The following is a 16559-nucleotide window of genomic DNA, read 5'->3' on the forward strand; positions in this document are numbered from 1 at the left end:
GGCCAACTAGTCGGCCAGCGCCTCGATCGCCTCGGCGATGGCGAGGGTCCGACGCGCGGAGTCGACGTGGAGCTGCTCGACCATCCGGCCGTGGTAGGTGACGACCCCGGAGCCGCGCCCCTCCTCGAACGCCGCGATGAGGCCGCGGGCGTCCTCGACCGCCTCCGGGCTCGGGGCGAACGCCGCGTTGGCGCCCTCGACCTGGCCGGGGTGGATCAGCGTCTTGCCGTCGAAGCCCATCTCGCGGCCCTGGCGGCACTCGGCGAGGAAGCCGTCGGCGTCCTTCACGTCGTTGTAGACGCCGTCGAGGACGGCGATGCCGGCGGCGCGGCCGGCGAGCAGGATCTGGTGCAGGCTCGGCAGGATCGGCGCGCGACCGGGGACGTGCTCGGCGTACAGCTCCTTGACGAGGTCGTTGGTGCCGATCACGAACGCACCGAGGCGCGGCGAGGCCTGGGCGATCGAGAGCACGTCGAGCACCGCGACCGGGGTCTCGACCATCGCCCACAGCCGGGTGTGGTCGGGGGCGCCGGCCCGCTCGAGACCGTCGACCAGCTGGCGCACCTCGTCGGCACTGCCGACCTTGGGCACGACGACCGCGGCCGGACCGGCTTGGGCGGCGGCGGCGAGATCGGCGTCGTGCCACTCGGTGCCGATGCCGTTGACCCGGATGGTGACGGTGCGGCGTCCGTACTCACCGCTCGCGGCGGCGGCGCAGGCGGCCTCGCGGGCCGCGGGCTTGGCGTCGGGGGCGACGGCGTCCTCGAGGTCGAGGATCAGGGCGTCGCAGGGGATCGACTTCGCCTTCTCCAGCGCCCGCTCGTTGGAGCTCGGCATGTAGAGGACGCTGCGCAGCGGGGTGAAGCTCTGGGCGGAGGCCTGCTCGCTCATGCTCAGGCCACCTCGATCGCGTCGTAGGCCGCCTTGAGCTCGGGGTCGATCGCGGCGAGCTGCTCGGCGAGCTCCACCATCACCAGGCACTGCTTGAGCGAGGCGTCGTCCTCCATCTTGCCGTCCAGCATCACCGCGCCGGTGCCGTCGCCCATAGCCGCGACGACCCGCCGCGCGTGGGCGACGTCCTCGGTGCTCGGGGAGAAGACCCGGTTGGCGATCGCGATCTGCTTGGGGTGCAGCGACCAGGTGCCGACGCAGCCGAGGAGGAAGGCGTTGCGGAACTGGTCCTCGCAGGCCACCACGTCGCTGATGTCGCCGAAGGGTCCGTAGTAGGGGTAGATGCCGTGCATCGCACACGCGTCGACCATCCGGGCGATGGTGTAGTGCCACAGGTCCTGCTGGTACGTCGAGCGGCTGGCCTCGAGGTTGGCGACCCCGTCGACGCGCGGCGGGTCCTCGCGCACGAGGTAGCCGGGGTGGCCGCCGCCGACGCGGGTGGTCTTCATGCGCCGGTCGGCGGCGAGGTCGGCGGGGCCGAGGCTGAGCCCCTGCATGCGGGGGCTCGCGCCGCAGATCTCCTCGACGTTGGCCACGCCGCGAGCGGTCTCGAGGATCGCGTGCACGAGGATCGGGCGGTCGAGCCCGGCCTTGGCCTCGAGTTGGGCGAGCAGCCGGTCGATGTAGTGGATGTCCTCGGCGCCCTGGACCTTCGGCACCATGACCACGTCGAGCTTGTCACCGATCGCGGGCACGAGCGTGGTGAGGTCGTCGAGCACCCACGGGCTGTCGAGGGCGTTGATGCGGGTCCACAGCTGAGTGGGGCCGAAGTCGGTGGCCTGCGCGATCTCGACGAGCCCCTCGCGGGCCGCGACCTTGTTGTCGGCCTTGACGGCGTCCTCGAGGTTGCCGAGCAGCACGTCGACCGTGCCGACCATGTCGGGCACCTTGGCGGCCATCTTGGCGTTGCTCGGGTCGAAGAAGTGGATCGCCCGGCTGGGGCGGGCCGGCACCTCGCGCACCGGCTCGGGGGCCCCCACCGCAAGGGGCCGGAAGAAGTCCTTGGCGGGTCGCGAGCCAGTCATACCCGAAGGTAACCAGACCCTGTGGCCGCCGCGGTATGACCGATCTGACACGGTCGCCGCCCGGTTCGCGCGGACCTGGCCGGGCCGGCGTGCGCCCCGGTCCGGGCGGTAGTCACCGACGTCCGGTCAGTAGTCACCGACGTTCGAGGGGGGTGAGAGGTCTCTCAGGCCCCCGGAACGTCGGTGAGTACCGCGCGGTATCGGCCCGGGGAGGGGGACCTCAGCGGAGGAGGGCGCTCGCCTCGACCAGCTCGGCGAGGGCGTCGGCGGCGTGGGGGGCCAGGGTGTCGTCGTCGCTGCGCTCGCCCTCGGACCACCGGGCGTAGCCGCGCTTGAAGGCGAGCACCCCCATCTCGGCGGCGAGGTGGGCGGCGGTCTCGGGCACGCCGCGCCCGACGAGGGCCTCGGTCATCGCGGCGGCCATCCCGACGCTCTTGAGCGCGTCGCGCTCCTGGAGCTCTGCGCTGGCCGCGACGGCGGCCTGGAGGCGTGGGCCGAGCTCGCGGTTGTGCGGGCCCATCGCGCCGGACGCGCGCGCGAGCCCGGCGCCGACCGCCTCGAGCGGGGTCGCGTCGGACGGGGCCTCGGTGATGCCCTCGGCGAGCAACCGGCTGAGCGACTCCTGGCCGGCGACGAGCACCTCGCGCTTGTCGGAGAAGTGGCGGAAGAACGTGCTCCGGGTGACCCCGGCCCGCTCGGCGATCTGCGCGACCGTCGTGTCGTCGTACCCCTGCTCGGTGAAGAGGTCGACCGCGGCGAGGACGAGGCGCTCCCGGGCGCCGGGTTCCCAACGTGGCACGAGTGGAGCCTAGCCCGGAGGGCAGATGACGCGACATGTGTCGCATCGGGTGCTAGCGTGACGGGACAACTGTCGCATCAACCCCCAGGAGCATCCCGTGCACGTCTTCGTCACCGGTGGCACCGGCACCATCGGCACCGCCGTAGTCGCCAAGCTGATCAGCCACGACCACACCGTGAGCGCCCTCGCCCGCTCCGACGCCTCGGCCGAGGCGCTCGTCGCCGCGGGGGCCCGACCCGTGCGCGGGTCGCTCGGCGACCTCGACGTGCTGCGCGCCGCGGCCGCCGGGGCCGACGGCGTGGTGAGCCTCGCCTTCAGCCGCGACTACGGCAGCGCGGAGGCCGTCGAGGCCGGCATGGCGGAGGAGGCCGCCGCCGTCGAGGCGCTCGGCGAGGCCCTCGTCGGCACCGACCGGCCCCTGGTCATCGTCTCGGGCACCCCGTGGGTGCCGGGCCGGGCCTCGACCGAGCAGGACCCCCTGCCGACCGACGGGCCGGTCGCCCGGCGCGCCCAGACCGTCGCCGCCACCCTCGCGCTCGCCGACCGTGGCGTGCGTGCGGTGGCCGTGCGGCTGCCACGCACGGTGCACGCCGACGGCCACGGCGGCTTCGCGGGCCTGCTGACCGACATGGCCCGCGGGTGGGGCGTCGCGGGCTACCCCGGGGACGGCACCCAGCGCTGGCCGGCGGTGCACGCGGCCGACGCCGCCTCGCTCTTCCGCCTCGCCCTCGAGTCCGCCCCGGCCGGCACCGTCTGGCACGCGGTCGGCGACGAGGGCGACACGGTGCGCGCCATCACCGGCGTCATCGGCCGCCGGCTCGGTCTGCCGGTGCGGTCACTGCCCGAGGAGGAGTTCGGTCCTTTCGGGCCGATCTTCGCCCTCGACCAGCCCGCGTCGGGCGCGCACACGAGGGCCGCTCTCGGCTGGACCCCCAGCCACCCCGGGCTGCTCCAGGACCTCGAGCTGCTGCAGCCCTGAGCGCTGCAGGTCAGGCCGTACGCCGGAACCAGCGTCGCCGGCGCCGCTGCGACTCGCGCTCGGCGCGGAGCTCGGCGGCGCGCTCGCGCTGCTCGGCGAGGCGGGCGGCGCGGCGCTCGGCCCACGCGGCCACGGTGGCGTCGACGTCGCGGGGCATCGTGATGAGCGGCGGGCCCTCGGGCAGGCGGTAGCGGGCCGCGACGACCCGCTCGTTGAAGTACTTCAGCTCACGGCGTACGTCGGCCTCGGTGTGGTGGCGGTCGAGCCGCTCGTCGAGCTCGGCGTCCTCGCGGCGCAGGGCGACGCTGACCGGGACGATGGCGACGTTCTCGCGCTCGATGAGCTTCTTGACCCACCAGTTGGGGTCGTGGGTGTCGTCGAGCTGGATCGGCTTGCCCGCCCCCGGCAGGTCGTCGAAGTCGCCGCGTTCGATGGCCTGCTGGACCTGCAGGTCCACCCAGGTGTGCTGCTGGGCGATCCGGGCCGCCGCGGCTCCCTTGCCGTCGGGGCGTGGTGCGTCCGCCATGCCCTCCACGGTAACCCCGCGCCCGAACCGGATCGGGCGCTTCAGACGGCGAAGAGCCCGGCCCCCACGACGGCGAGGGCCAGGGCCGCGGCGGTCCAGCACAGCTCGTCGCGCAGGGGCGGCGGCGGGGGCGGGGGTGCTCCGGCGCGGGCCCGGGGACCGTCGGCGCGGGTCAGTGCCCACGGGCTCAGCAGCACGAGGGCGGCGCCGAGGGTGGGCAGGCCGGGGGCCCGCACGGAGCCGACGGCCAGGACGAACCCCACGAAGCCGAGCATGATCGCGGCGTAGTGGTGCCAGGCCCGGCGCCACCGGCGCCGGAAGCCGAGGTCGAGGTCGCCGATCGGCTCGTCGTCCCACTGGTCGGTGCGGTGGCCCACCGGTGCCCCTCAGACCCCGACGGGTCGCGAGGTCGCCTCGCGCGGCATCACCAGCAGGGCGAGGGCCGCGACCAGGGCGGCCACCGAGCAGATCGCCCAGACGGTGAGGTAGCCCGACAGTGGCGCGTGGCCCTCGGTCGGGTCGCCGATCGAGCCGGTCGAGGCCAGGCAGATGGCGAAGACCGACGAGGCGATCGCGCCACCGATGGTCTTGGTCGCGTTGGTCATGCCCGTCGCGAAGCCGGTGCGGTCGGGAGGTGCGGCGGCGGCCGCCGTGGCCGGCAGTGCGGCGACGAGGGCGCCCGAGCCGAGCCCGGCGACGGCCATGTTGAGCAGGGCCTGGCCCGTCGAGTCGTGCAGCAGCAGCCAGAGCCCGTAGCCGACGGCGACGAGCAGGGCTGCGACCACCAGCGCGCCGCGCGGCCCGAAGAGCCGGGAGGTCAGAGGCAGGGTGAAGGCCCCGACGGCCAGGAAGACGACGTAGACGCCGATCAGCGTCGAGACGAACGCCGCGTCGGCGCCGAGACCGTAGCCCGCGGCGTCGGGGTCGGTGCGGGCGAACGTCGACAGCGGGATCTGGGCGCCGAGCACCGAGATGCCGAAGAGGAACGCCGTCACCTGGACCGGCCACTGCCCCGGCGTGGCGAGCAGGCGCACGTCGACCATCGGCTCGGGGTGGCGCGCCTCGTAGCGTGCGAACGGCACGAGGGCCAGCAGCCCGAGGACCACCAGCAGCCACGGCGCGACCGAGCCCGGCCCGAGCACCCGGATGCAGACCAGGCCGCCCATCACGAGGCCCACCGCCGTGGTCACGAGGACGAGCCCGCCCCAGTCGTAGCCGCCGGTGGCCTCGCCGGGGACGTCCTCGACACCGAACCAGATCACCACGAGCACCGCCGTCACGACGATGGCCGGCAGCGCGAGCAGGAAGGTCATCGAGGTCGCCTCGACGAGCGCACCCGAGGTGAGAGCGCCGACGATGACCGAGAGCTCGAGCGCGCCGACCAGGACCGCCGCCGATCGCCGGGTGAGCAGCGCCTGCTGACCCGTGCCGGCCGTGCGGCGGTGCACGATGGCGATCTCGAGCGGCAGCCAGACGACGTACGCGCCCTGGAGGGCCCACCCGACCAGGAACGTCTCGAAGCCGGGTGCGACCACCAGCACCCACGAGCCCGCCGCCGTGACCGCGGTCGACAACACCAGCACCCGCTTGTGGCCGACGAGGTCGCCGAGCCGGGCGAGCGGTGGCACCAGCAGCGCGGAGACGATCAGCTGCGCCGCCTCGAACCAGTTGACGTCGCCGTCGGCGATCGACAGGTGGTCGGCGATGTCGCTGAAGATCGGCGTGTAGTAGCCCTGGAGCACACCGCTCGCGACCTCGACCGCGACGAGGAAGCCGACGATCGCGACCAGGCCGCGTGCCGCGCTGCCTACCGGGGGAGCTGCTCGACCAGTCGCCTGTACCACCGCACCCCCTCGAGGAACGTCTCCACGCCGATGCGCTCGTCGTAGGAGTGGATCGCCTCGCGCTGCTCCCTGCTCATCCGGAACGGCGCGAACCGGTAGACCCGCTCGCAGATCGCGGCGAAGCTGCGCGAGTCGGTGGCCGCCATCATCACGTAGGGCGCCGCCACCGCGTCGGGGAAGACCTCGCCGATCGTCGCCTCCAGCAGGGCGAACGCCGGGTCGGGCCGCCCGGGGGTGGAGTACGGCGAGAGCGGACTCGGCTCTTCGGCCTCGAGCACCTCGATGCCCACCGCGTCGTCGCGCACGACCTTGCGCAGGTGGGCGAGGACGCCCTGGACGGTGTCGCCCAGCATGATCCGGACGTTGACCCCCGCGGTGGCGCGCTGGGCGATGACGTTGAGCGCCGGTGAGCCCTGCAGTGTCGTCACGGCGAAGGTCGTGCGGGTCATCGCGGCCGTCTCGGGGCCCAGCGCCACGAGGGCGCGGGCGAGTGCCGGGGCGAGCCGCTCGGCGTTCGCGAGGAGAGGGCGCAGCGGCAGTCCGGCGTGGGGCGCGACGCGGCGGAACAGCTCGACGGTCGGGGCGGGCACGCTCGCGGGCATCGAGGAGCGGTCGATGCGGGTGATCGCGCGGGCGAGGCGCGCGGTGGGCCCGAGTCGGGCCGGGGTCGAGGCGTGACCGCCGCGGCCCTCGACGCTCAGCTGCACCGACATGATCCCCTTCTCGGTCACGCCGACGACGGCCACCGGCACGTCGACGCCGGCGATCGCCTCGGTCGCCACCGCGCCGCCCTCGTCGACCACGAACCACGGCCGCACGCCCCGCTCGCGGAGCACGTCGACCGCCGCCGGGGCCGCGACGCCTGCGACCTCCTCGTCGCAGCCGAACGACAGCCAGACGTCGCGCGCCGGGGTGAACCCGTCCTCGAGCAGCGTCTCGACCGCCTCGCAGACCGCGACCAGCGCGCCCTTGTCGTCGAGCGTGCCGCGGCCCCACACGTGCCCGTCGACCACCTCGGCCGCGAACGCGTCGTGCTGCCAGTCGCCCTCGACCGGCACGACGTCGAGGTGGGCCATCAGCACGACCGGGTCGCCGTCGCCGCGCCCGCGCCAGTGGAAGAGCAGCCCGTGGTCGAGCACCCGGGTCAGGTCGAGCCGGTCGTGGAGCAGCGGGAACTGCGCCCTCAGCTCCGCGACGAACCGGTCGAACGCCGCCACGTCGAGCCGCTCGCGGTCGCGGTGGGAGACCGTGGGGATGCGCACCAGGGCCTGGAGCTTCGCCACTGCGCGGTCGGTCATGGCGCGAACCTACGCGGCGGCGCCGACAGGCGACAGGGGTGCGGTGGTCGGGTGGTTTCGAGACACGACTTCGTCGTTCCTCAACCACCGCCCCGGTGGTTGAGGAAGGCCGCTAGGCCTGTCTCGAAGCCACCCTCGGTGACCGGAACCGCTCAGCGGCCCCAGTGGCCGCGGTGGACGACGTCGCCCATGGGCCGGCGGCGGCGTACGCGCGGGGAGCCGGACGGCGACTCCGCGTCAGCGCGGTGACCGATGGTGATGAGACCGACGGGGTCGTGGTCGTCGGGGATCGCGAACTCCGCCCGCACCTGCGCGGTGCGCGCGGGCGGGACGCCGACGAACGCCGAGCCGAGACCGGCGTCGGTGGCGGTCTGCAGGATGAGGAGGCTGGCCATCGCGGCGTCCATGTGCCAGAACGGCACCGGCCAGCGGGCCTCGTCGCGGTCGGTCCAGCCCTTGTCGTCCTGGGCGTAGCGCTCGAGGTAGGTCGCCTTGCTCGAGCACGGGATGACCAGCACGGGGGCGCGCATCATCCCGGTGAGCCACCGGTCGGCGTTCTCGACGTCGTCGGCCGCGGCCCGCCAGTAGCGCGCGACGTCCTCGGGGGTGTCGAGGACCAGGAAGGCCCAGCCCTGGCTGAACCCCGCGCTCGGCGCTCGTACGGCGTTCGCCAGCGCGCGCTCGACGACCTCCGGGTCGACCGGGTCGGTGCGGTAGTCGCGGACCATGCGGCGACGGCGGACGACGTCCTGGAACTCCACGACGCCCATCCTGCCCTCCGCCCCGGCGCGTCTCGGATGCGAGACGGGTAGCGGGCGCGGTCGGTGGCCGACTGTCGGTGGGCCGCGGTTGGATCGGGGGGTGGACGACTTCGAGCGGATGTGGGCGGACCTGGCGCCGGTCGGTCGCTCGGCGGCCTCGGGCGGCTACTTCCGTCAGCCGTTCCTCTCGGCCGAGCGCGAGCTCGCGGCGTGGTTCGAGGAGCAGGCGCGGGCGCGCGGTCTCGAGGTCGAGACCGACGCGTTCGGCAACACGGTCGCCTGGTGGCGCACCGGCTCCGGGCCGGGCCTGCTGACCGGGTCGCACCTCGACTCGGTGCTCGACGGCGGCGCGTACGACGGTCCGCTGGGAGTCGTCTCGGCGCTGGCCGCGCTCGACCGGCTGCGCGAGCGCGGAGTCGAGCCCGGCCGCCCGATCGGGGTGGCGGTCTTCGTCGAGGAGGAGGGGTCGCGCTTCGGGCTGGCCTGCCTGGGGTCCCGGCTCGCGACCGGCGCGGTGTCCTGGGACGCCGCGCGCGAGCTGCGCGACCGCGACGGGACCGCGCTCGGCGACGTGGTCGAGGGCACTGATGCGTCCCCACTGCTCGGCGACGTGGGGGCCTACGTCGAGCTCCACGTCGAGCAGGGCCGCGACCTCGTCGACCGGGGGGCCGCCGTGGGGGCGGGCAGCGGGATCTGGCCGCACGGGCGCTACCGCTTCGACTTCGACGGCGAGGCCAACCACGCGGGCACGACGCGGATGGAGGACCGAGCCGACCCGATGCTGACGTGCGCGATGACCCTGCTGGCCGCCAACAAGCAGGCTCGGCTGCTCGACGCGCGCGCGACCTTCGGGCGGGTCGAGGTGGTGCCCAACGGCACCAACGCGGTGCCGTCGCGGGTGCGGGCGTGGCTCGACGCGCGGTGCGCGACGCCCGAGGTGCTCGACACGCTGGTCGGGGCGGTCGGCCGCCAAGCGCGCGAGCGCGCCGAGCGCGACGGCACGACGGTGCAGGTGACTCCCGAGTCGGTCTCGGGTGCGGTGGGGTTCGACGCGGAGCTGACGGGACGCGCCGCCGAACCGTCGTGGCCGGTGGTGCCGACCGCCGCCGGCCACGACGCCGGCGTCCTCGCGGCCGCGGGCGTGCCGACGGCGATGCTGTTCGTGCGCAACCCGACCGGCGTCTCGCACTCACCGGCCGAGTCGGCCGAGATGGCCGACTGCCTCGCCGGCGTCGAGGCCCTCGCCGACGCGCTCGAACGGCTCGGCTCGTGACGACGGTTTACCTCCTGGAACGCGCCTGGGTCGACGGCGCCGTCCGTGACGACGTGCTCGTCGAGATCGACGGCGGGGTCCTCACGCGGGTCGAGCCGGGTGGCACGGGTGGGACGCGGTTCGCCGGCCTCACCCTCCCCGGGATGGTCGACGACCACAGCCACGCCTTCCACCGGGCGCTGCGCGGGCGGACCCAGCGCGAGCGGGGGACGTTCTGGACCTGGCGCGAGCAGATGTACGCCGTGGCCGGGCGGCTCACGCCCGAGACCTACGGCGCCCTCGCGCGGGCGGCCTACCGCGAGACTGTAGCGTCCGGCTGCACCGCGGTGAGCGAGTTCCACTACCTCCACCACCGCCCCGACGGCTCGGCGTACGCCGACCCGCTGGCCATGCGAGATGCCCTCGAGCAGGCCGCCGCCGAGGCGGGGATCCGGCTCACGCTGCTCGACACCTGCTACGTCAGCAGCGGCTTCGGCGCGCCGGTCGAGGGCGTGCAGCGGCGCTTCAGCGACGGTGACGCCACGCGCTGGGCGGAGCGCGCGGGCCCCGGTCCGGCGGCGATCCACTCCGTGCGCGCGGTCCCGCGCGAGCAGCTCGCGACGTTCCGCGGGCGCGCTCCGCTGCACGTCCACCTCAGCGAGCAGCCCGCCGAGAACGCGGCCTGCGTCGCGGCCCACGGCGTCACCCCGACGCGGCTGCTCCACGAGGAGGGGCTGCTCGGGCCGGGCACGACGGTCGTGCACGCCACCCACCTCACCGACGACGACGTCGCGCTGCTCGGCGAGAGCCGCACGCGGGTCTGCATCACGCCGACCACCGAGCGCGACCTCGCCGACGGCATCGGGCCGGCGCGGCGGCTGCACGAGGCGGGCTGCCGGATCACGATCGGCAGCGACAGCCACGCGGTCGTCGACCCCTGGGAGGAGCTGCGCGCACTCGAGATGCACGAGCGGCTCGCGACCGGGGAGCGCGGTCACTGGAGCGCCGCCGAGCTGCTCGACGTCGGTGCCGCCGGGGCTCGGATCGCCGTCGGCGAGCCCGCCGACCTGGTCACCCTCGACACCCGCAGCCCGCGCACCGCGGGCACCGGCGCCGACGAGCACACGGCGGTGTTCGCCGCGACCGCTGCCGACGTGACCCGCGTCGTGGTCGGCGGCGAGACGGTCTACGAGACGGGCGACGACGCCGGGATCGGCGCCGAGCTGGAGGAGGCCCTGTGCCGAGCACTCGGATGAGCAACAGCCCGAGCACTGTCCTGACCGGCATCGCCGAGCTCACGACGCACGACCCCGAGCGGCCGGTGCTGAGCGATGCGGCGCTCGTGGTCGAGGGCTCCCGGGTCGCCTGGGTCGGGCCGACCGCCGAGGCGCCCGCCGCCGACGTGCGGGTCGACGTCGGTGGGCGCGCGGTGGTGCCGGGGTTCGTCGACAGCCACAGCCACCTGGTGTTCGCGGGCGACCGGGCCCCGGAGTTCGCGGCCCGGATGGCCGGCACGCCGTACGCCGCCGGCGGGATCCGCACCACCGTCGCCGCGACCCGCGCCGCGAGCGACGAGCAGCTCACCGCCCACGTCGCACGGCTCGTGCAGGAGATGCGGCGCCAGGGCACGACGACGCTCGAGATCAAGTCCGGCTACGGCCTCAGCGTGCACGACGAGGCCCGGTCGCTGGCGGTGGCGCGGCAGTTCACCGAGGAGACGACGTTCCTCGGCGCCCACGTCGTGCCGGCCGAGCACGCCGACGACCCGGCGGCCTACGTCGAGCTGGTGACCGGCCCGATGCTCGAGGCCGCGGCGCCGCACGCGCGCTGGGTCGACGCCTTCTGCGAGACCGGCGCCTTCGACGTCGACCAGGCCCGCGCGGTGCTCGTCGCCGGCGCCGCCCACGGCCTCCGCGGTCGCCTCCACGCCAGCCAGCTCGGCCCCGGCCCGGGAGTGCTGCTCGCCGCCGAGCTCGGCCTCGCCGCGGTCGACCACTGCACCTACCTCACCGACGCCGACGTCGACGCGCTGCGCGACTCCGGCACGGTCGCGACGCTGCTGCCGGGCGTCGAGTTCTCGACCCGCCAGCCCTACCCCGACGCGCGTCGCCTGCTGGACGCCGGGATCCACGTCGCGATCGCCAGCGACTGCAACCCCGGCTCGTCGTACACCTCGTCGGTGCCGTTCTGCATCGCCCTCGCCGTGCGCGAGATGGGGATGACGCCGGCCGAGGCGCTGCACGCCGCCACCGCCGGCGGCGCTCGCGCGCTGGGTCGTGACGACGTCGGCCACCTCACCCCCGGAGCCCGCGCCGATCTCGTCGTGCTCGACGCGCCGAGCGCCGTGCACCTCGCCTACCGCCCCGGGGTGCCGCTGGTCGTCGCGACGCTCATGGGCGCCGAGGTGGTCGCCGGCAGTCTGGGCTGAGGTAGCGATCGTCCCCAGATAGGGAGGTCGCCCGATGTGCGGGGCTACCTCAGGCGCCGAACGTGGTCGTCATGCACACCTCAGACATCTGGACCGACATCTGGACCGCCGAGATCGAGTACCGCGCCAACCGTGTCCGCACGGGCGTCGGCCGCAACCGCCGCCGCGTGCGGTTCCTCTCCGCTCGCCGTACGCCGGGCGACCCGGCTCCGCGCGACGTGCGGTGAGCGACGCCTCGACCGCAGCACGCGGGATCATGGTCGGCGTGACCCGCGCCGAGCACCCCATGGTCGGTCGCGACGCCGAGCTCTCGCACTTCGCGCGCACCCTGGGAGTAGGGGACGGTGAGCCCGCGCCGGGCCGCCACGTCCTGCTCGCGGGCGACGCGGGTGTCGGCAAGACCCGGCTGCTGGTCGCGCTGCGTGACCGTGCCTTGGAGCAGGGGTGGCGCGTGGTCGCCGGACACTGCCTCGACTTCGGTGACAGCGCGCTGCCCTACCTGCCGTTCTCGGAGGTGCTCGGGCGGCTCGGGTCTGAGCTGCCCGAGGTGGTGCGCGCCGTCGCGGCGACCCACCCCGTGCTCGCCCGGCTGCAGCCGGGGCGGCGGGTGCTGGCCGAGGGATCGGCGCGAGCCGAGGGCGAGAGCCTCGACCGCGGCGACCTGTTCGCGGCCGTCCACGCCCTCTTCGACGCGGCGGCGGCCGAGCGGCCGCTGCTCGTGGTCGTCGAGGACGTCCACTGGGCCGACCGCTCGACCCGCGACCTGCTGAGCTTCCTGCTCTCGCGGCCCTTCGCCGCGCCCGTCGCCCTCGTCGCGTCGTACCGCGCCGACGACCTGCACCGCCGCCACCCGCTGCGCTCCCACCTCGCGGAGTGGTCGCGGCTCGCGGCCCTCGAGCGGGTCTCGCTGACCCCCCTCGGCGAGCACGACGTGCGGCTCCTCATCGGCAGCCTCGCTGCGCTGGGCGAGCACCAGGTCGGCTCGATCGTGCGGCGCGCCGACGGCAACGCCTTCTTCGTCGAGGAGCTCGTCGCCACCGCCGCGCAGCCCGGGAGCTGGGTGCCCGAGGAGCTGCCCGAGGAGCTCGCCGACGTGCTGCTCGTGCGCCTCGACCGGCTCGACGACACCGCCCGCCAGGTCGTGCGCGTCGCCGCCGTCGCCGGGCGCCGGGTCGGTCACGAGCTGCTCGAGGCGGCGTCCGGTCTCGCCCCCGCCGACCTCGACCAGGGGCTGCGCCAGGCCGTCGAGCGCCACCTCCTCGTGCCCGGCGACGCGACCTACTCCTTCCGGCACGCACTGCTCGCCGAGGCGGTCTACGACGACCTGCTGCCCGGCGAACGGGTGCGCCTGCACGCGGCGTACGCCGACGCGCTGCGCGAGGGCCGCGCCCGCGGCACCGCCGCCGAGCTCGCCCGCCACGCGCGGCTCGCCCACGACCTCGACACCGCGCTGCACGCCGGCATCCGGGCCGGCGACGAGGCGATGGCGGTGGCCGGCGCGGCCGAGGCCGCCGACGCCTACGAGCAGGCGCTGGCCCTGCTCGCCGACCCCCGCCGTCGCGGCGACCTCGACGTCTCGGCGGTCGCGGCGGCCGCCGCGCAGGCGCTGGTGCTGTCGGGCCAGACGACCCGTGCGGTCGCGCTGCTCACCGACCAGCTCGCCCGGCTCGACGACGACACCCCGCCGCACTGGCGGGCCCGGCTGCTCGTGCACCGCGCCGACGCCCTGGACGGGATAGACGGCCACGAGGACCCGCTCGACGTCGCCACCGAGGCCGTCGCCGCCCTCCCGGACGACGCGCCGGGCGGCCTGCGCGCGGCCGTCCTGGCGACGTACGCCCGGCTGCTGTCGCGCGCCGGGCGGTTCGAGGAGGCGCGGGCGGTCGGGCTCGACGCCCTCGAGCTCACCGAGCGGCTCGACCTGCACGAGCTCGCGACCGACGTCGAGATCACGCTCTCCCAGGTCAAGCGGACCGGGCCCAAGGAGGGGCTGCGCGAGGCGCTGGCCGAGGCCGTCGACAGCGCGGTCGTGGCGGGAGCGCTGCACGCCGAGCTGCGCGCGCGGTACTTCTTGGGCCGCTCCCACCAGGACTGGGCCGAGTGGGCCGAGGCCGAGCGGTGGTTCCGCAGCGCGATGGACGCGGCCGCCGCGGCCGGGCTGCCCTACGCGCCCTACGCCTTCGAGGCGCGCTGGCAGCTCGCCTGGGTCACCTACGTCACCGGCGCGTGGGACGAGGCGCTCCGCCTCGCCGGCACCGACGGCGAACCCGTGGCACCGCCGCCCGCGGCGCTGCTGGCCGCGGTGGGCGTGCTGGTGCGGCTCGGGCGCGGTGAGAGCGTCGGCGAGGAGGCCCGAGCGCTGCGCGAGCACTGGGAGCACGACGGTGCGATCGCGATCCACTCGGCCGTCGCCGAGCTCGCCGACGCGGCGTCGACCGGCGGCCCGGCCGCGGTGCTCGCCGTCCACGACGACGTCGTCGGCGTGCTGTCGCGGCTGTGGACGGAGTGGTTCAGCGCCCGCACCCGGCTCGCGGCCGTGACCGCCGGGGCGATCGCCGACGCGCTGCCCGCCGTACCCGCCGCCGAGCGGGCCCACTGGGTCTCCGTCGTCGACCGGCTGCGGGCGGAGGGCCACACCGTGGTCGAGCTGTACGCCGATCCGTCGGGCCACTGGGGACCCGAGGGCCGCGCCTGGGTCGCCCGCCTCGACGCCGAGGCCCTGCGCGCCCACTGGGCGGCCGGGGTCGACGCGCCGGGCGTCGACGAGCTCGTGGGTGCCTGGCGGTCCGCGGAGTCGCTCTTCGCGGCGTTCGGCCACGTCCACGAGACCGCCTGCGTGCGCGCCGTCCTGGCGGGGATCCTGCGCGCCAGCGGCGACGCTGCCGCCGCCCGCGAGCTCGCCGACGCAGCCCGCGAGGTCGCCCACCGGCTCGGGGCCCGGCCGCTGCTCGAACGGCTGCGCGCCCAGGGCGCCGCCTCCCGCCCGCGCGAGGTCGCCGCCCCCGATGCGCTCACCCCGCGCGAGGCCGAGATCCTCGCCCTCGTCGCCCAGGGCCGCACCAACGGCGAGATCGGCCGTCAGCTGTTCATCAGCACCAAGACCGTCTCGGTCCACGTCTCCCGCATCCTCGGCAAGCTCGGCGCCGCCGGGCGCACCGAGGCCGCCGCCATCGCCCGCCGCCGCGGCCTCCTCGAGCCCTGACCGCCGGCCCCCTCTGCGCCCGCCCCGCCAGCTGTAACGCGGAGTTGGAGGCCCTCCCGACCCGTTGCAACGGGTCGGAACCGTCATCAACTCCGCGTTACAGCTGCGGCCCGGCCCCCCTGCGCCACCGCCCGTCGCGAACGGCTCGCACGGAGTCCGCGACCGTCCAGCGGGTCGGTGTCTCCCTCGGCTCGAAGGAGTACTGCGAGCAGACGAGGTAGGAGGCGCTCGCCGGCAGCACCGAGAGCAGGCCCTCGATGTGGTCGGCGACGGCTTCGGTCGACACGAACCCCGCGACCGCCAGGTCGTCCAGCTCTGCCGGAGTCATCACCACCCCGACCTACCGGCCGGGGGCGACCACCACGTCGATGCCGTCCCGAGAACGTCGGGCGCGGCCCAGCCGGTCGTCGAGCAGCGCGACCAGGCGCTCCATCTCGGACTCCTCAGTGTACGTGACTTCGTCACTCACGCCCCCATCCTCGCCCGCACCCTCCAGCTGTAACGCGGAGTTGGAGGCCCTCCCGACCCGTTGCAACGGGTCGGAACCGTCATCAACTCCGCGTTACAAGCGGGCGGTGCCGGCGGGGACCACCCCTTCGGTGGGCCCGGCGTACGGCGCCGGCCGGGTACCGACTCAGCATGGCACTCGTCGACAGCACAGGCTTCGCCCACGTCCGCCTCACCGTGACCGACATCGCGCGGTCCAAGGCGTTCTACGACCAGGTCTTCGGGTGGGAGGTGGCCGTCGACGGCACCGAGCACGCGGGGGAGCCGGGCGTCGAGGACGCGCCGGAGAAGTTCTACGGGGGCGTCGTCTACCAGACGCCGCAGGGCACGCTCTTCGGTCTGCGGCCGGTCGGGAGCGACGCGTTCGACGACACGCGGACCGGCCTCGACCACGTGAGCTTCTCCGTCGACTCCCGCGACGCGCTGGAGCGCGCCGAGCAGGCGTTCGCCGAGGCGGGCATCGAGCACGGCGAGATCATCGACATGGAGGACTCCGGCCTCGCGATCCTGTCCTTCCAGGACCCCGACGACATCAACGTCGAGCTCACCGCACCTTTGGGGTGAAGCTGCCCGGGGCGGCCGTTGCGCCAACCGGCTCGGGGTACCCCACCTGTGACCCACCTCACCCACTCACCGGAGGCACCATGACCGAGAAGCCGCTCGACGACGACGACATGACCACCAGCGCCACCGACGGCGCCGGAGCGGGCTCCGAGGGCTCCGCGGACGGCGTCGACGCCGGCCCCGGTCCCGACACCGGCCCGATGGACACCTCCGACGCCGACGCCGGCGACAGCGAGTCGGAGGACGGAGTCGACGCGGGCGACGGCCCCGAGGTCGGCCCCAAGGACGCGTCCTGACCATCGGCACCAGCACTCTCGACCTGCTGACCGGCGACGCCCAGACCTTCCGCGAGAAGGTCTGGGCGTCGCGGGTCCACCACCACCACGTCGACCCCGACCGGCTCGCGGGCTACCTCTCGCTCGA

General features: G+C 74.9%; 18 protein-coding genes. 8 read left to right on the forward strand and 10 right to left on the reverse strand.

The features are described from left to right. Positions 1–6: 6 nt before the first annotated feature. From GRQ65_RS09030 to GRQ65_RS09040, 3 genes are all read right to left on the reverse strand, one after another. The gene (locus tag GRQ65_RS09030) at positions 7–891 is read right to left on the reverse strand and encodes an HpcH/HpaI aldolase/citrate lyase family protein (protein WP_160877433.1); all 885 of its coding nucleotides are present in this window, start codon (positions 889–891) and stop codon (positions 7–9) included. A 2-nt stretch (positions 892–893) separates the two neighbouring features. Beyond that, positions 894–1976 carry an HpcH/HpaI aldolase/citrate lyase family protein gene (locus GRQ65_RS09035; RefSeq protein WP_160877435.1) on the reverse strand — a complete coding sequence of 361 codons (1083 nt, stop codon included), beginning with the start codon at positions 1974–1976 and terminating at the stop codon, positions 894–896. Between the two features lie 220 nt (positions 1977–2196). Beyond that, on the reverse strand, positions 2197–2775 hold the full coding sequence (locus GRQ65_RS09040) for a TetR family transcriptional regulator (RefSeq protein ID WP_160877437.1): 579 nt from the start codon (positions 2773–2775) through the stop codon (positions 2197–2199). Positions 2776–2872: 97 nt separating this feature from the next. Between GRQ65_RS09040 and GRQ65_RS09045 the strand changes: the two genes are divergently transcribed. Further along, the gene (locus GRQ65_RS09045; RefSeq protein ID WP_160877439.1) at positions 2873–3754 is read left to right on the forward strand and encodes an NAD-dependent epimerase/dehydratase family protein; all 882 of its coding nucleotides are present in this window, start codon (positions 2873–2875) and stop codon (positions 3752–3754) included. 10 nt (positions 3755–3764) lie between these two features. Here GRQ65_RS09045 and GRQ65_RS09050 read toward each other — a convergent pair whose 3' ends face one another. From GRQ65_RS09050 to GRQ65_RS09070, 5 genes are all read right to left on the reverse strand, one after another. Beyond that, positions 3765–4280: a DnaJ family domain-containing protein gene (locus GRQ65_RS09050; RefSeq protein ID WP_160877441.1), complete on the reverse strand. Its 516-nt coding sequence runs from the start codon at positions 4278–4280 to the stop codon at positions 3765–3767. Between the two features lie 41 nt (positions 4281–4321). Then, entirely contained in the window at positions 4322–4657 is a 336-nt protein-coding gene (locus tag GRQ65_RS09055; RefSeq protein WP_160877443.1) for a hypothetical protein, read from the reverse strand. Between the two features lie 9 nt (positions 4658–4666). Beyond that, positions 4667–6124, reverse strand: a complete 1458-nt coding sequence (locus tag GRQ65_RS09060; RefSeq protein WP_337191589.1) for an MFS transporter — start codon at positions 6122–6124, stop codon at positions 4667–4669. Continuing rightward, complete coding sequence (locus GRQ65_RS09065; protein ID WP_160877445.1) at positions 6088–7422, reverse strand: M20/M25/M40 family metallo-hydrolase; 1335 nt, start codon at positions 7420–7422, stop codon at positions 6088–6090. Before GRQ65_RS09065 ends, GRQ65_RS09060 begins: the two co-directional genes overlap by 37 nt. Positions 7423–7574: 152 nt before the next feature. Next, positions 7575–8192 carry a nitroreductase family protein gene (locus GRQ65_RS09070; RefSeq protein ID WP_237448024.1) on the reverse strand — a complete coding sequence of 206 codons (618 nt, stop codon included), beginning with the start codon at positions 8190–8192 and terminating at the stop codon, positions 7575–7577. A 91-nt stretch (positions 8193–8283) separates the two neighbouring features. On the opposite strand from GRQ65_RS09070, the gene GRQ65_RS09075 reads away from it, so the two are divergent. From GRQ65_RS09075 to GRQ65_RS09095, 5 genes are all read left to right on the forward strand, one after another. Further along, positions 8284–9456: an allantoate amidohydrolase gene (locus GRQ65_RS09075; protein ID WP_337191590.1), complete on the forward strand. Its 1173-nt coding sequence runs from the start codon at positions 8284–8286 to the stop codon at positions 9454–9456. Beyond that, complete coding sequence (locus GRQ65_RS09080) at positions 9453–10691, forward strand: formimidoylglutamate deiminase (RefSeq protein ID WP_160877449.1); 1239 nt, start codon at positions 9453–9455, stop codon at positions 10689–10691. The genes GRQ65_RS09075 and GRQ65_RS09080 overlap by 4 nt, the downstream gene beginning before the upstream one ends. After that, on the forward strand, positions 10688–11863 hold the full coding sequence (hutI, locus tag GRQ65_RS09085; protein ID WP_160877451.1) for an imidazolonepropionase: 1176 nt from the start codon (positions 10688–10690) through the stop codon (positions 11861–11863). Before GRQ65_RS09080 ends, hutI begins: the two co-directional genes overlap by 4 nt. A gap of 71 nt (positions 11864–11934) precedes the next feature. After that, a complete protein-coding gene (locus GRQ65_RS09090; protein ID WP_160877453.1) occupies positions 11935–12090 on the forward strand; it encodes a hypothetical protein in 156 nt (51 codons plus the stop codon). Further along, a complete protein-coding gene (locus GRQ65_RS09095; protein WP_160877455.1) occupies positions 12087–15065 on the forward strand; it encodes an AAA family ATPase in 2979 nt (992 codons plus the stop codon). The genes GRQ65_RS09090 and GRQ65_RS09095 overlap by 4 nt, the downstream gene beginning before the upstream one ends. 97 nt (positions 15066–15162) lie before the next feature. Here the strand turns inward: GRQ65_RS09095 and GRQ65_RS09100 are convergent, their stop codons facing one another. After that, positions 15163–15396, reverse strand: coding sequence for a hypothetical protein (locus GRQ65_RS09100; RefSeq protein WP_160877457.1), 234 nt, complete (start codon positions 15394–15396; stop codon positions 15163–15165). 9 nt (positions 15397–15405) lie between these two features. Beyond that, a complete protein-coding gene (locus tag GRQ65_RS23355) occupies positions 15406–15534 on the reverse strand; it encodes a hypothetical protein (RefSeq protein ID WP_272917630.1) in 129 nt (42 codons plus the stop codon). 170 nt (positions 15535–15704) lie between these two features. On the opposite strand from GRQ65_RS23355, the gene GRQ65_RS09105 reads away from it, so the two are divergent. Beyond that, positions 15705–16136, forward strand: coding sequence for a VOC family protein (locus GRQ65_RS09105; protein ID WP_160877459.1), 432 nt, complete (start codon positions 15705–15707; stop codon positions 16134–16136). Positions 16137–16216: 80 nt separating this feature from the next. Continuing rightward, positions 16217–16432 (forward strand): hypothetical protein, encoded by a 216-nt coding sequence (locus tag GRQ65_RS09110; RefSeq protein ID WP_160877461.1) that lies wholly within the window; start codon positions 16217–16219, stop codon positions 16430–16432. Positions 16433–16559 lie beyond the last annotated feature (127 nt).

The sequence above is a fragment of the Nocardioides flavescens genome (assembly GCF_009823805.1).
GTDB classification, from domain to species: Bacteria; Actinomycetota; Actinomycetes; order Propionibacteriales; family Nocardioidaceae; genus Nocardioides; species Nocardioides flavescens.

Excerpts from the sequence above, each read along its gene's own strand:
- GRQ65_RS09090 (WP_160877453.1), top strand. The coding sequence starts at position 11,935 with ATGCACACCTCAGACATCTGGACCGACATCTGGACCGCCGAGATCGAG.
- GRQ65_RS09030 (WP_160877433.1), bottom strand. The coding sequence starts at position 891 with ATGAGCGAGCAGGCCTCCGCCCAGAGCTTCACCCCGCTGCGCAGCGTC.
- GRQ65_RS09035 (WP_160877435.1), bottom strand. The coding sequence starts at position 1,976 with ATGACTGGCTCGCGACCCGCCAAGGACTTCTTCCGGCCCCTTGCGGTG.
- GRQ65_RS09110 (WP_160877461.1), top strand. The coding sequence starts at position 16,217 with ATGACCGAGAAGCCGCTCGACGACGACGACATGACCACCAGCGCCACC.
- hutI (WP_160877451.1), top strand. The coding sequence starts at position 10,688 with ATGAGCAACAGCCCGAGCACTGTCCTGACCGGCATCGCCGAGCTCACG.
- GRQ65_RS09050 (WP_160877441.1), bottom strand. The coding sequence starts at position 4,280 with ATGGCGGACGCACCACGCCCCGACGGCAAGGGAGCCGCGGCGGCCCGG.
- GRQ65_RS09065 (WP_160877445.1), bottom strand. The coding sequence starts at position 7,422 with ATGACCGACCGCGCAGTGGCGAAGCTCCAGGCCCTGGTGCGCATCCCC.
- GRQ65_RS09070 (WP_237448024.1), bottom strand. The coding sequence starts at position 8,192 with ATGGGCGTCGTGGAGTTCCAGGACGTCGTCCGCCGTCGCCGCATGGTC.
- GRQ65_RS09105 (WP_160877459.1), top strand. The coding sequence starts at position 15,705 with ATGGCACTCGTCGACAGCACAGGCTTCGCCCACGTCCGCCTCACCGTG.